General features: G+C 46.9%; 13 protein-coding genes. 3 read left to right on the top strand and 10 right to left on the bottom strand.

Annotated elements, in window-relative coordinates; all coding sequences use genetic code 11:
- Positions 1 to 119: 119 nt before the first annotated feature.
- Complete coding sequence (locus VR7878_RS15545; protein WP_077336963.1) at positions 120 to 419, bottom strand: isoamylase early set domain-containing protein; 300 nt, start codon at positions 417 to 419, stop codon at positions 120 to 122.
- Between the two features lie 528 nt (positions 420 to 947).
- On the opposite strand from VR7878_RS15545, the gene VR7878_RS15540 reads away from it, so the two are divergent.
- Complete coding sequence (locus tag VR7878_RS15540) at positions 948 to 2,327, top strand: YjiH family protein (RefSeq protein WP_077336962.1); 1,380 nt, start codon at positions 948 to 950, stop codon at positions 2,325 to 2,327.
- Between the two features lie 221 nt (positions 2,328 to 2,548).
- On the opposite strand, the gene pstB is transcribed toward VR7878_RS15540, so the two are convergent.
- From pstB to VR7878_RS15520, 4 genes are all read right to left on the bottom strand, one after another.
- Positions 2,549 to 3,298 carry a phosphate ABC transporter ATP-binding protein PstB gene (gene pstB / locus VR7878_RS15535; protein ID WP_077336961.1) on the bottom strand — a complete coding sequence of 250 codons (750 nt, stop codon included), beginning with the start codon at positions 3,296 to 3,298 and terminating at the stop codon, positions 2,549 to 2,551.
- 50 nt (positions 3,299 to 3,348) lie between these two features.
- Positions 3,349 to 4,212 carry a phosphate ABC transporter permease PstA gene (gene pstA / locus VR7878_RS15530; protein ID WP_059122220.1) on the bottom strand — a complete coding sequence of 288 codons (864 nt, stop codon included), beginning with the start codon at positions 4,210 to 4,212 and terminating at the stop codon, positions 3,349 to 3,351.
- Between the two features lie 3 nt (positions 4,213 to 4,215).
- Positions 4,216 to 5,160, bottom strand: coding sequence for a phosphate ABC transporter permease subunit PstC (gene pstC / locus VR7878_RS15525; RefSeq protein WP_077336960.1), 945 nt, complete (start codon positions 5,158 to 5,160; stop codon positions 4,216 to 4,218).
- 89 nt (positions 5,161 to 5,249) lie between these two features.
- Positions 5,250 to 6,071 (bottom strand): phosphate ABC transporter substrate-binding protein, encoded by an 822-nt coding sequence (locus VR7878_RS15520; RefSeq protein WP_077336959.1) that lies wholly within the window; start codon positions 6,069 to 6,071, stop codon positions 5,250 to 5,252.
- A gap of 332 nt (positions 6,072 to 6,403) precedes the next feature.
- On the opposite strand from VR7878_RS15520, the gene VR7878_RS15515 reads away from it, so the two are divergent.
- Complete coding sequence (locus tag VR7878_RS15515) at positions 6,404 to 8,047, top strand: methyl-accepting chemotaxis protein (RefSeq protein WP_077336958.1); 1,644 nt, start codon at positions 6,404 to 6,406, stop codon at positions 8,045 to 8,047.
- A gap of 132 nt (positions 8,048 to 8,179) precedes the next feature.
- Here the strand turns inward: VR7878_RS15515 and VR7878_RS15510 are convergent, their stop codons facing one another.
- Positions 8,180 to 9,523 carry a DEAD/DEAH box helicase gene (locus tag VR7878_RS15510; protein WP_077337009.1) on the bottom strand — a complete coding sequence of 448 codons (1,344 nt, stop codon included), beginning with the start codon at positions 9,521 to 9,523 and terminating at the stop codon, positions 8,180 to 8,182.
- 306 nt (positions 9,524 to 9,829) lie between these two features.
- Between VR7878_RS15510 and VR7878_RS15505 the strand changes: the two genes are divergently transcribed.
- Positions 9,830 to 10,099, top strand: coding sequence for an Lpp/OprI family alanine-zipper lipoprotein (locus tag VR7878_RS15505; RefSeq protein WP_072954543.1), 270 nt, complete (start codon positions 9,830 to 9,832; stop codon positions 10,097 to 10,099).
- Between the two features lie 127 nt (positions 10,100 to 10,226).
- Here VR7878_RS15505 and VR7878_RS15500 read toward each other — a convergent pair whose 3' ends face one another.
- From VR7878_RS15500 to VR7878_RS15485, 4 genes are read right to left on the bottom strand one after another with little or no spacing between them, the layout of a single operon-like run.
- Entirely contained in the window at positions 10,227 to 11,129 is a 903-nt protein-coding gene (locus tag VR7878_RS15500; protein WP_077336957.1) for a L,D-transpeptidase family protein, read from the bottom strand.
- Positions 11,119 to 12,540: a deoxyribodipyrimidine photo-lyase gene (gene phrB / locus VR7878_RS15495; RefSeq protein WP_077336956.1), complete on the bottom strand. Its 1,422-nt coding sequence runs from the start codon at positions 12,538 to 12,540 to the stop codon at positions 11,119 to 11,121. Before phrB ends, VR7878_RS15500 begins: the two co-directional genes overlap by 11 nt.
- A gap of 35 nt (positions 12,541 to 12,575) precedes the next feature.
- On the bottom strand, positions 12,576 to 13,439 hold the full coding sequence (locus VR7878_RS15490; protein WP_077336955.1) for a MerR family transcriptional regulator: 864 nt from the start codon (positions 13,437 to 13,439) through the stop codon (positions 12,576 to 12,578).
- Complete coding sequence (locus VR7878_RS15485) at positions 13,429 to 14,388, bottom strand: YbgA family protein (protein ID WP_370737096.1); 960 nt, start codon at positions 14,386 to 14,388, stop codon at positions 13,429 to 13,431. The genes VR7878_RS15490 and VR7878_RS15485 overlap by 11 nt, the downstream gene beginning before the upstream one ends.
- Between the last annotated feature and the right edge of the window lie 56 nt (positions 14,389 to 14,444).

Raw genomic sequence — 14,444 nt, 5'->3', positions numbered from 1 at the left:
AGAGTAAAGTCAAAGCATAATCAAAGGGTACCAAAGTACCCTTTCTCTGCCCCCGACAGGGAATAATACCGATACGATGCAGCGCTGCTTAGCTCAACACAAGCATCAAAATCAGAATATTACTGGTGGGTAGAAACAAGACAGTTATCTTCCCCATACCCGTTAGGAATATATTGATCAGCATTGGGATCATTCATCCACTGACCTTCATCAAGCAGGTAGCGGAACTGATATTCACCGTCTTTCGGCAGCCGCGCTTTGTATTTGTACGTCGAAGATTTGGCGACTTTCTTCATCGGTTCCGGTTGCCAATCCAGAAAATCCGCTACAATAGCAACATCGGACGCTGTTTCAGGAATGTCCAGTTCAAAAGTGACTTCTACTTCGTCTTTGGTTTTAAAAAAGCGCTTACTAATCATCTGCAAACTCCGTTTTATCGTATGGCCGGTTCTCTTTATTTTAGTCTGATCATCATCATTTGCTGACGAAAATGAGTCGCACCCTCAAATATGAGCAAAAAATAACCAGACCCATCTATCATAAGCAAGATCACACACATCTACAATCATAGATGAAGACCAAAACAAACACACGGTCATCATGATGGTATGAAGCACTGATTTTATGTCACTCAAGTTTCCTTTCCGTCAGGGCATATCATCTTGAATCATCAGCGTAACTTCAACGCAACACCAAGATACAATTATCTAACTTAACCATCATCTATAGCACAAAAATAGTGAATAAATAGATACTATAGATGAATAGTGTTGCGACAACATTTAAAAACAGATATTCTTCGCGCCTTATTATTTGGGCTCTTTCAAACATCCGGGCCTGAACAGACGATTTACTTTTTGAATATCTGCCGGTGTCAGGCATCGCGGACACGCCTCACAATGAGAGCGTTCACCATGCATAGGCCACTGACATATCTGAGAACCACAATGCAAGACAATACAAAAGCGGTTGACGTTGCTCAGCCTTCAGAATCCCGAGCCTATTTCTGGCGCTTTCTGCTCCCATCATTAGCAGGTATTTTCCTGTTTATGGCTCCGCTACGCTATCAGGGTGATCTAACCATCCCCGTTGCGATTCTTGCTGCGACGCTGCGCGATCTCCTCGACGAGTATATAGTGACGATTATTACGCTGATCATAGCGAGTATGGCAGCCGTATCGCTGCTCTACCGCTGTTATCAACCTACCGCCATTCGTCAGCGTCCTTTCTTCCATCAACTCTTATCACCGTCACCACTGTGGCTGATTGTCCGGGTCATCGGGGGAATCGCAGCACTCTCCAGTTTATATCACTGGGGGCCGGCGCTGATTTGGGAAGAAAATACCGGTGGCATGGTATTAGAAGGGCTACTGCCAACGCTGTTTTCTGTGTTTATTTTTGCGGGATTACTGCTGCCTTTATTACTCAATTTCGGTTTGCTTGAATTATTCGGTACTCTTTTGAGTAACGTGATGCGGCCGATCTTCAACTTACCGGGACGCAGCGCGATCGACTGCATGACATCTTGGCTGGGCGACGGCAGTGTCGGTATTTTGTTAACCAGCAAACAATACGAAGAGAAGTTTTATACCCAACGGGAAGCTGCGGTTGTCGGTACCACCTTCTCAGCCGTGTCGATCACGTTCAGTCTGGTGGTACTCGCTCAGGTCAAGCTAGAGCACTTGTTTTTGCCATTCTATGGCACGATCTGTCTTGCCGGCCTTGCGGCTGCAATTATTTTGCCGAGAATTCCCCCATTAAGCCTGAAAAAAGATCTGTATGTGGATGGCAGCCAGCCGGATCGGACTGCCGATGCGATTCCTGACGGACATCATTCATTCTCCTGGGGCATGAAGCTGGCAATCCGGCGGGCACAGCAGGTGAAATCAGCTCGCGCCATTGTAGCAGAGGGGCTACGTAATGCCGCAGATATGGTTTTTGGCGTACTCCCCGTCGTCATGGGGCTGGGTACGCTCGCGCTCATTGTGGCAGAACATACTTCTGTTTTTGCGCTGCTGGGTCAACCGTTTATTCCATTTTTACAATGGCTCGGTGTCCCTGAAGCAATTCAGGCATCGGAAACGATCGTTGTCGGCTTTGCCGATATGTTTATCCCGGCAATTTTGGCTTCAGGGATTGATAATGAGATGACGCGGTTTATTATCGCAGCCATGTCGGTCACTCAGCTGATTTATATGTCTGAGGTTGGCGCCTTGTTACTGGGCAGCCGTATTCCGGTCAATATTATCGAACTGTTTATTATCTTTATTCTGCGTACCCTGATCACGCTGCCGGTCATCACGGGTATCGCTCATCTGATATTTTAGTCACACTCAGAGCACTTTCGACACGAGCCCCGAGTCAGCCCGCGTCAGCGTAGAGCATATCAATTGTAGGCATCTGTAATAATGCTGATGTAAAAAATACTGATGTAAAAAAGCCCCTTCATTGAAGGGGCAAAGTTTACCATCGCTTATTATTATATGAATTATTTCATTCGCGCTACAGGCTCAATCCGAGCCTGCAGTATGGATTTTTACAGCCTCGGTTAACCAAAATCACCGTTCACGTAACCACGGGTGCGGTCATCTTTCGGCTCGCTGAAGATAATCTGAGTATCGTTATGTTCAACCAGTTCTCCCATCAGGAAGAATGCGGTTCGGTCAGAGATACGACGAGCTTGTTGCATTGAGTGAGTCACAATCACGATGGTGTAGTTTTTCTTCAGCTCTTCCATCAATTCTTCGATTTTGTGCGTTGCGATCGGATCCAATGCGGAAGTCGGTTCATCCATCAGAATGACATCCGGTTCCATCGCAATCGTCCGGGCAATACACAGACGCTGTTGCTGACCGCCAGACAAACCAAACGCGTGAGACTTGAGACGATCCTTTACTTCATCCCATAGTGCTGCGCTGCGTAGTGAACGTTCGACCACTTCATCAATATGCTTTTTATCGCGGATACCTTGCGCTCGTAGTCCGTAAGCGACATTTTCATAAATGCTCATCGGGAAAGGATTTGGCTTCTGGAATACCATCCCGACTTTAATCCGCAGATCAGAAACATCAACATCACCGTAAATATCTTCACCGTCCATGGTCAGCTTACCGGTAATTTTTACCCCTTCGATCAGGTCATTCATCCGGTTCAGACAGCGTAACAATGTTGATTTACCACATCCGGACGGACCGATCAAAGCAGTCACCTGACGCAGTGGAATCGGAAGGTTAATCGATTTTAATGCCTGATTATCACCGTAATATAAATCTAAATTTTCAATCGCAAATTTATTCATTGTCTTTCATCTCAAAAAATTCTTTATGACCTGTAACCAAGTTGGCTATTTTAATAAGTTGCCGTATTGAATCGCTTAGCAATCAGCTTGGTGACCATATTAATCAGCAGAACCACCACAATCAGAACGGTTGCAGTACCGTAAGCCTGATTCCACTCTTCTACAGTAAACAGCTCGGTAGTTAACTTATACAGGTGAACCGTCAGTGTCCGTCCTGAGTCAAACAGAGAGTCCGGAATCCGGGCAACCATCCCGGCCGTCAAGAACACCGGTGCAGACTCACCAATTACTCGCCCGATACTTAAAATAACCGATGCCAGAATTCCCGGGATCGCACTGGGTAAAATCAGACGCCAAATCGTATAGATTTTGGATGCGCCGAGACCATATGACCCTTCACGGTAAGTTTGCGGTACCGCCATCAGCGCTTCTTCAGTGGTTCGGATAATCACCGGTAAGATCAGAATACTCAATGTGAGAGCACCCGACAGAATTGAGAATCCAAATCCGAGAATGGCGACAAAGAACGTCATACCGAATAAACCGAAAATAATTGACGGGATACCCGCAAGAGACTCCGTACAGAAGCGAATCACTTTCACCAGTCGGCTGCCGACTTTGGCATATTCCGTCAGATAGATAGCGGTCATAATTCCCATTGGTGCAGCAACGGCAATCGACGCAATGACCATATATAAAGTGGCAACAATCATCGGGAAGATCCCGTGCTCATCACCGGTACGGGTATAATTGTCGGTGATGAAATCCCAATCGACATGCTGGATACCGTTGGAAAGGATGTACCAAATAATCCAGAATAAGAACCCGACCGTAAACGCGGCAGATAACCAGATAAATGCTCTGAGGATGTTATCTTTCAGCACCCGGGATTGCTTTAGTTTTACGCGATTCATAACTTATTTCGCCTTCTCTCTGTTCAGGTATAACAAAGCTGCATTGAGCATCATAATAAAGACCAGCAACACAACGCCTGTCGCATAAAGCGCATTGGCGTGAATCCCACTGGCGTAAGACATCTCAATGGCGATATTCGCGGTTAATGTCCGGGCTGAATCGAGGATTCCCTGAGGCATTGCAGGGGCATTACCCATCACCATAATGATAGCCATGGTTTCACCCAAAGCCCGACCGATGCCTAAGATAACCGCTGTCATAATCCCTGAGCGAGCCGCCGGCACAAGCAGTTTGAAAATCGTAAAGATATTGGATGCACCAAGCGCCAGAGAACCTTCTTTATAAGCAGCAGGCACGGCACGAATCGACGTTTCAGAAACGGTGATAACGGTTGGCAGAATCATCACTCCCAAAACAATCATTCCCGCCAGAATTGTGTTACCGGCAGGGACATCAAATATCTGTTGAATCAGAGGAACAATGATGATTAATCCGAAGAAACCATAAACGACCGAAGGAATCCCAGCTAACAGTTCAACTGCGGGACGAATGATGTTCGCCAGACGTTTGGGAGCAATTTCAGCGATGAATATCGCGGTTAATATCCCGATTGGCACGCCAATCAGTACCGCACCAAAGGTAGAAACAACCGATGCAACGATCATTGTCGCAACACCGTACAAAGCAGGTGGTAACCAGTCTTCACCGAGGACAATCCCCAGTACACCGGCTTCTTCAAAGGCAGGAATACTTTCCTTAACAATAAAATAAGCAATGATAAAAAGTGAAACGATACCGATGGTCGCACTGGTCAGAAATAAACCATGAAAGATTCTTTCTTTCCAGTCAATACGCTTTCCGACCCGTAGTTTGCGGACGGAAGATACAGAACTTTGAGCAGAGCTATCGTTCATAAACTTGTCACTATCTGTTGTTGCGATGGTCATAATCTTCTTCTCACTTATCGGATAAATCCGCGTGAATAGAAAAGGCTCAGCCAACGCTGGCTGAGCAATATATCAAATAAGAGCCAAACTTAGTGGATAGAAATGTAGCCTTTCTGGTCTACGATTTTCTGAGCTTCTTTTGTCAGCATCCAGTCCAGGAATTTCTTCGTTGCCGCAGAAGGTTTGCCTTCACGGTAAAGAACCAGGAACGGACGAGCGACTTTATAAGAACCGTTTTTCACGTTCGCAACATCAGCAGCCACACCATCGATAGACAGAGGATGAACAGTTGAGTCAACAGAACCTAAAGAAATATAACCAATTGCATATGGGTTCGATGCAACCATGGTTTTCAGACCACCGTTACCATTAGCAACTTGTGCACGTTGAGAGATAGCAGAAACTTTCTTACCGCCAATCTTTTTCTTCAGTTCCATGATTTCTTCAAATGCACCACGAGTCCCGGATGCAGTATCACGAGTGATTGCGACGATTGGTTTGTCGTTACCGCCAACATCTTTCCAGTTAGTGATTTCACCACGATAAATTGCAGAAACCTGCTCAGAAGTCAGACCTTTCAGATGGTTTTTTGGGTTTACTACAACTGCGATACCGTCACGAGCAATCACTTCTTCAACCAATGTCGGCTCTTTTTCAGAAGCTTTCAAATTACGAGAAGACATACCGATATCTGCACTGCCATTTTTTGCAGCTTTGATACCGGCAGAAGAACCCGGGCCTTGAACTTCAATGAAAACATTTGAGTGGCTTTTCATATAAGTCTCACCAAATACTTCCATCAATGGTGTCACACTACTAGAGCCCACTGCTGAAATCGTTTCCTTCGCTGAAGCAACGTTCACTGATAATGCACTGATAAGAGCAACTGCACCGATAACTGTTTTTTTCATCACTATATCCTTAAGTGGCTTGATTGCCGTTTGTGTTTTGTTTCAACGAGGGTCACTTTAGGACGGAAATATGACAATTGTGTTTCAATCAGTTGAAGCATGTATGACAAATGATGAAATTATTTATGTGATAACGCTTCCAACAGCAATTCAACCTTACTAACTGAAAACTTATATAAGACAATACGATAAACGATTACATCAACCATCATTCATTATTCAACGTATTGATTAACCTGAGTAATAACATCTGTAACACGTCATTTTTGACGTTGAATTATTCAGATGACGGGCTAGAATCGACAACCTAATTAATTATTCGAGGTAAAAGTATGCGCCAGATCATCAGTCGATGCTCTATCAGGGTCCAAGTCCTTATTCCGGTCCTGATAGCTCTGGTCCTATTAACAGCAGGTGTCCTATTTGCGACCGACCATCTCAGTCGGGCCTTTAATGGCGTATCCACTTCAACAACACGTATCATTCAGAATAAGGATAATCTGACTGCAATCATCGACAATATCTATGCCATGCGGATCCGTGCTATCTACAGTATTTTCCAACCTAAAGATGCACAAACGTTGACAGCTACGCTACGTGAAAAACAGCAAGTGAATGCGCAAATGCTGAATCAGTTAAGTCAGATGCCAGAGATCAAAAATGAAGCCCGGGCACTTCATCAGGCAATGGATGAGTATGTTCGTTATTCCACCGAAGTCATGCTGCCACTGATGAACGAAAAACATAGCCAGCAACTTCGTGCTGATTTTGAACAGCGTTATCATCAGGCTTCTGAAAACTATCGCACCGCAGGGCGCAATATGATCAAAGCCGTTCAGACACTCTCAAAACAGATGAATCAAGCTGCGTTACAGGAGATTGATATTCACGCTCAGGAGCACCATTCTATCCTCACGGATTCACTCATCTGGCTCCTGATTATTTTAGTGATACTGGCAATTGTGGCTTGGTTATTGGCGGGTATCATTGTCAAGCCGATTCAACAGCTACAGGATGCGATGCGACAGGTTGCCCAAGGTGATTTGACTGTGAATATCACAACAGAAGGCAATAATGAACTGTCTTCGCTTGCCAGAGATGTCAATACGACTGTGACACAGTTGAAACAAACTACTCGTACACTGACATCTATCAGTACCGATGTCGCATCAGCGGCCACAGAACTCGCGACCGTGATGACACAATCTAAAGTCAACTTCGATCATGAGAAAACCGATCTTGAACAAGTTGCATCGGCAGTCTCTCAATTAGAGGTGACAGCCAACGATGTGACCAGCCACGCGCAAGAAGCTGATACCGCCGCGCATCAGGCCAGTGAACGTGCCAGAAAAAGTCTGGATATCTTCGAGCAAACGGGTCGTCTCAGTACGCAAATGGCAGGGCAAATCGGAGATGCGGCTCAAGTTGTTGCCTCACTAAAAGTACAGTCGGAACAAATCGGCACCGTGATCGAAGTGATCGAAAATATTTCTGAACAAACCAATTTGCTGGCGCTCAATGCAGCGATTGAAGCAGCGAGAGCCGGAGAAAGCGGGCGAGGCTTCTCTGTTGTTGCCGATGAAGTTCGGCTGTTGGCCGCCAGAACGCAAGAATCGACCAAAGAGATTCAGGAAATCATAGAAACTCTTCAACAACAGTCCGGGCTCGCCAACGAGAGTATGACTACCAGTCTGGGAATGCTGGATAAGAATCAAGCGATGGTTCAAGAGGTCGAAACATCACTCCATCACATCGTAGAATCGATTACTCACTTGGAAACCGTCAATGCTCAGGTTGCGTCTTCTTCTGAGGAACAGCGTTCCGTGACGGCTGATATTAGTCAGAATATTAATAATATCTACCAACTGGTGACCCAAAACGTAACCGGTGTCATTCAGTCAGCGGAAGCGAGTCAGGAACTCTCATCTCTGGCAGAGCAACAGTCACAACAACTCAGTTACTTTAAACTGAGCTGAGTTACCGATCATACCTATCGGTTTATCCCGGTAGCGGTTTATCCCGATAGGTATACGTTCGAGCTGACACCGAAAAAAATGCCGGGGCCCGACTGCCACGGCATTCATGATTCAATCACACAATCAAATGACTCAGCCATTATCATCTTGTGCAGCCGGTTTCTTACGCGGAATAAAGACCGCATCACCCACTGGTGTATTTTGATAAAAGCTTTTATCCCGTTGTGGCGCTTTCTTCTTATCTGTCTGTTTTGCTTGACGAACCGGTGCTTTTTTCTTCATTGGTTGACGCGGAATTATTTTCTTCGGTTTAATCCCTTTAAATTTACCTTTCAAATCGTCAAAGACCGAAAATTGAATCGTCTGCGCTAAGAATGCTTCAACCCGCTTGAAACTGTCCCAGTCTTTCGGCCCCACCAGCGAAATGGCATCACCTTTGCTGCCTGCCCGGCCGGTACGACCAATCCGGTGCACATATTCCTCGGTATGCTTGGGCATATCAAAGTTAATGACATGCGTCACAGTGCTGATATCCAGCCCCCGGGAAGCAACATCCGTTGTCACCAGAATCTTAAACACTCCCCGTTCGAACTGACTCATGATGGTATTGCGTTGGGTCTGATTCAGCTCGCCACTTAAAGCCACCGCCTTTAAATTGCGCTGGTTCATTTTTTCCGTCAATCGTTCAGTGTCCGCACGGGTGGCCGTGAAGATAATGATCTGCCGGTAAGATTCAGACTCCAGCACGCGATCGAGAATCGCCTCTTTATGATCAAGATGATCACACAGATAAAAACGCTGACGAATATCTTGGTGCTGTTCATTCGAGAGACCAACAGCGATGCGTTTCGGCTGATTCAGCATTTCCATCGCGATATCGTTCACTTCAGCATGGTCAAGTGTGGCTGAAAACATCAGGGTCTGACGTCGACGATGTTTGGCAGCGCGATGAATCCGTCGCAGTTGCGGCGCAAAACCTAAATCCAGCATTCTGTCGGCTTCATCTAAAATTAAGGTTTCCAAACCATCGAGAAACAGAGAACGGTGATCCAAATGGTCAGCCAGACGTCCCGGAGTTGCCACGATGAATCTCGGATGGCGACGCAGCGCTTTCACTTGGTCATTAAAGTTTTCACCGCCGACCACCAACACGGCATCGTACATCAGCCCGCCCAGCATGGTACGCAGTTCTCCGTACACCTGCTTTGCCAGCTCACGCGTTGGTGCCAAAATCAATCCGCGCGGATCTTTAGCAGAAAATGCTTTGCTCTTTAATGACTTGTGCAACATAGGGAGTACAAAGGCAAGCGTCTTGCCTGAACCGGTTTGCGAGGACGCCAGTAGATCCTTGCCGGCAATCGTCAGAGGAATCGCTTTCTGTTGTATTTCCGTTGCTTGCTTGAAATCGTAATGGTTGACGTTCTTTAATAAACGATTATCTAAGCCTAAATCTTTAAATTGCAAATGAGTCTCCAATATTTGTGACCAAATGAATGTCTGCCCCTGATTGGCAGGGGGAACCAGATGAAACGCGCTATCATAACGCAATTCCCCGGAAGTGAATAGAAGAGGTGGAGAGAAAAAGCCATCCGCTGCCGGGCGGCAAAATCAGTAACACAAAGATGATTTTCTCATAAGTTTTTCATATTTCTTATTTTCCTCTGACTTTTCATTGTCTATTTCAGTGCTACAATCATAAAACATACTGCTTGTTGCCGTCGTATCGTCAAAATGATGGAAAGCAAGTGACTTTGATCCGAAGGAACAATCAAGGAGTTCATAATGAACAAAGTATTTTTGGCAGTAGCAGCGTCAGGTGTTGTCTTTCTTTCCGGGTGTGCCTCTAGCACAGATAGTGCAACAACGGCCAAAATGGATGAGCTGAGCAATCAAGTCAGCCAATTGAGTGACCAAGTCGCTTCTCTGAAAAGCAGTCAAATGATGCTTAGTGATAAAATTGATCAGACTTCAGACTCCGTCAATGCGGTACGGGAAGAAGCACAAAGAGCGAATGAGCGTATCGATCATATTGCCCAGTCTTACACTAAATAACCCCCTTCTCTTTTCGATATCCATTCAGGGCAACATCCGTTGCCCTGAATTTTTTCATCGCTCGTACTCGCAGAAACGTGCTCTCCCATTCACGCTCACTGAGCGTTGAACGGCGAACCTGAGCAAACTATTGCGCTTTGACAACCTCAATCGGGATACCATTTTTAGTCATCAAAGCTGCTTTGGCTTTCTGATCGGAATGGTGAAACTCCGCCATCCACCAGACCAGCTCCTGAGGCAGAGTCAGTACTTTTTTACTCCCGTTACTGCGTGTCAGCGGTTCATGTGCCTCGACAAATACCGAGCGATCCGGTTCAAGAGACACTTTGACGGGTTCATCAATCACACGTACTTTCTCTCCCACATTCACATGGTGGAATAACCAGTCGATATCCTTCGGGTTCATCCGGATACAGCCGGCACTCACCCGCAACCCGATACCAAAGTCTTTGTTCGTGCCGTGAATCAGATAATCCCCCGCCCCATAAGCGAGCCGCAGTGCAAATAACCCCAATGGATTATCAGGCCCGGCCGGGACAACCGCAGGCAGCTCAATGCCCTTTTTGCGATACTCAGCCCGGATCGACTGAGGCGGCGTCCAGGTCGGGTTAGGACGTTTCTGGCTAATTTTGGTTTCCATTTCCGGTGTATCGCGTCCGATTCGGCCAATGCCGACAGGGAAAATATGCACCAGACGTTTTTCAGGTTCGAAATAGTAAAGTCTCAATTCCGCCAGATTAACGACAATCCCTTGCCAAGGCACATCCGGTAAAATGGTTCGCGCCGGAATCGTCACCACATGCCCGACTTGTGGTAAAAACGGATCCACACCGGGGTTGGCTTCCATCATGTTCAAAAAACCTACATTGTAAGCATCCGCGATATGCGCAACCGTTTCGCCTTTTTGCACCTCATGATAGATAATTTTACCGACAATACGACTTCCCTGAGGCGGGAAAGGGTAGGTTTTGGCCTGAATCTGCAAACTCAGCCCACATATCACAAACGCCAACAGCAGATTACGAATCATGGCAGCAGTTATCCTTTGCTTTTTGATAAAGAGACAAGGTTAGCTTTCTTTCGACCTGATGATCAACGATTGGCTGAGGATATGACATATAATTCACAGATGGATCACGCCAAGGCTCGTGAATCCACTTGTTTGACACCGACTCAAGCTCCGGCACCCACTTGCGCACAAACGCACCATCCGGATCAAATTTTTTCCCCTGAGAAACCGGATTAAAAATCCGAAAATAAGGCTGTCCGTCGCATCCCGTCGAAGCAGACCACTGCCATCCGCCGTTATTGGCGGCGAAATCACCATCAATCAAGTGACGCATGAAGTAACGTTCACCTTCTCGCCAGTCAATGTGCAGGTCTTTCGTCAGGAAGCTTGCTACCACCATTCTCAGACGATTGTGCATCCATCCGGTGTGATTCAGTTGCCTCATCGCAGCATCAACAAGCGGATAACCGGTCATTCCCTGTTGCCAACGCGCTAACGCTTCCGACGCATTGTGCCAGTGCAACTGCTCTCCCCAAGGATGAAATGGCTTGCCCTGACACAAAGATGGCTGAAAATAGATCAAATGCTGATAAAACTCTCGCCAGATCAATTCACTTAACCAAGACTCGGCCCCCGCAGATAAGCGGCCATGTTCTGCCGTTTGATACAACCTTGCCAGACACTGGCGTACCGATAACGCGCCAATAGCCAGATACGGCGATAATCCGCTGGTCGCGCTCAGCGCCGGGAAATCACGCTGTTGATGATAAACATCAACGGATTCGTGGCAAAAAGCCCGCAACCGGTCGCGAATTTCACGGGTTGTTACCGGCCATGCCTGACTTGATTCACGCGGATAAGAAAAAGGCTCACATGTCTCGTTCAGCTCAGCTTCATCATTGACTGACGCATTGGCGGCCGATGCAGGTGCAACCACCGTTGGGATGATGAACTGTGCTTGCCATGCTTTACGGAAGGGCGTAAAAACTTTAAAAAATTCACCTTGCTTGGTTAACACCTGCCCGGGTGAAAACAAACATTTATCATGGCATGCCTGATAAGCAATGCCCTGCTGCTGTAAACATTGCTTCAGTTTCTGATCCCGCTGCTGCTCATTGAGTTCATATTCAATATTGACGAACACCGTGTTTGCTTTGAGTTGCCGGGCTAAAGCTGCAACTGTTCCGACACTCTGTGCAAAATCACTCACTTCCCGATAGTAGAAAGGCACATTCAACTGGCGAAGCTCATCACGAATCACCGGCAAACGCCGGGCGATCAAATCAGCCTGTATCGGTGCCATATCATGCTGTCGCCACTGCTCCGGTGTCGCAACAAAAATGGCACAGACCGGCTCACCGCTGTGAAGTGCCTCATTCAACGCTGTATGATCAACTGTCCTCAAATCACGTCTGAACCAAACCAGCTTCATGCTTATTTCCCCTTAGCCATCAATTTTTAGCGATATCATGCTTCGCTCTCGAATGGTTGTAACAGACCATCACAGGTCACAACCAGCGGTGTCTGTCCCCTGAATGGTTTTCCTCGTAACGCTGTCTGTTCATCGGTATTCGTCGGCTGCTCCTGTAGCTGCTGTAGCTGACGAATGACTTGCTGCTGCTTGCTCGTCAGAGCCCGATTCGAAAAAAAGTCAATTCGCTGAAATGCCCCTTCGCTGGCATGATCGAGCAGGCCGGACAGTTCCTCAACACCATCAAGTAACGCCGTAAAATATCCCTGTTCAGCAATCTGTAACGCACGCAACCATGCCCAGATGCTCCCCACCGGGTCGAGACTGACGCAGAGACATTTCCCCAGATGGCTGGCTCGGTTCGCTGTGGTAATCATCCAGGCAAACTGCCCGATCAGCATCGATTGAAACAACCCACGTTGAATCGATTGCCGGGAACTTTTCATCCTTAGCAACGCTTCATCAACCGGAATCACGAATTGCTGTCTGACAATTTCCAACGGATAGTTTTTCAATATCGCCACCATGATTGCCTCGGCTTTACCCCGGTTCAGCTCTACCAGCGCTGAAAGAAATGACTCACACTCTTCCAATCCTCCGGAGCCGGAAGGCTCCAACTCCGATGCGTCTGTCGATTGAAGCAACTGGGTTACATTACCAATCGAAATCCCTTTCGCCAGCCAACTCTGAATCTGCTGAATCTGCTGAATATCTTGTTCACTGTATAACCGATGCCCTTTTTCTGTTCGGCTTGGCTCAACCAGATGGTAACGGCGCTGCCATGCTCTCAGCGTCACAGGCTTGACACCTGTGATCGCGGCGACTTCACGAATTGCATAACGTTTTTCTTTAGAGTCCATAACGTAACTTCAATGCTTGTGGGTAAGGATTTAAATAATGCTGTTGTGCCAAATAAGGATTCGGGTAAAGCGTCAGATAGTGCTGAATCAGTGTCACCGGTACCAGTAGCGGTACCAATCCCTGACGATATTCGTGGATGATGCGTGTCAGCTCTGCTTTTTGCTCCGGTTGGAGCAACTGCTTAAAGTATCCTTGGAAATGCATCAACACATTGGTACTATTTTTCCGGCTGGCCGGCTTGGCTAATGCCTGCATCAGTGCCAGCCGGTACTGTTCAAAAAATTCTGTCGGGGTTGAATCTCCCATATGGGCAACCATTCTTCCGAGCGAACGGTACGCTTGCGGGCTATGCGCCATGAGCGTAAATTTATATCGGCTGTGAAACGCAACGACATTGCCCGGTGTCGGGTCAACGCCGACCGACTGGTACAGGTCATACAGACAAAATACGCGCAAGATAAAGTTCTCACGCAAATTCGGGTCATTCAGACGCCCATCTTCCTCAACCGGTAACCACGGCATTGTTGCCATCAGCTTCTCGGTATATAAACCGACGCCCTCTTTACGAACGCCTCCATCGTGATACACCTTCACTTGCTTCATGCCGCAGGTCGGTGATTTAGCGGCCACCACATAACCACACAATGGCTGAGATAACTGACCGAGCTCCTGAAGCACTCTGTCAGTAAAGCTGGCCATTTGGTCAGTATAATCAGCTGCATCATTCTTCGTTTCAACGAGCCGAATCACACCATGCTTCTCGTACTGGCGGATGGTTGGCCTGGGAGTCGACATGCCGGCACCGACTTCAGGACAAACCGGTATAAACTCGCAAAATGGTGCCAGTTCGCCCATCACAAAATGGCTTTTCTTATGTCCACCGTCAAAACGAACCTGCTGACCTGTCACACAACTACTCACACCAACTGGGATTTTCATTTCCATCATTCCGCCCTCATCATCATACAACGCATCGTTATAGAATTTGTCGTCATATAAATAGT

Origin of the sequence: Vibrio ruber DSM 16370 (assembly GCF_900163965.1) — a bacterium.
Taxonomy (GTDB): Bacteria; Pseudomonadota; Gammaproteobacteria; order Enterobacterales; family Vibrionaceae; genus Vibrio; species Vibrio ruber.
Note: the sequence above shows the minus strand (reverse complement) of the source record. Positions and strands in the feature narration are given on the sequence as shown.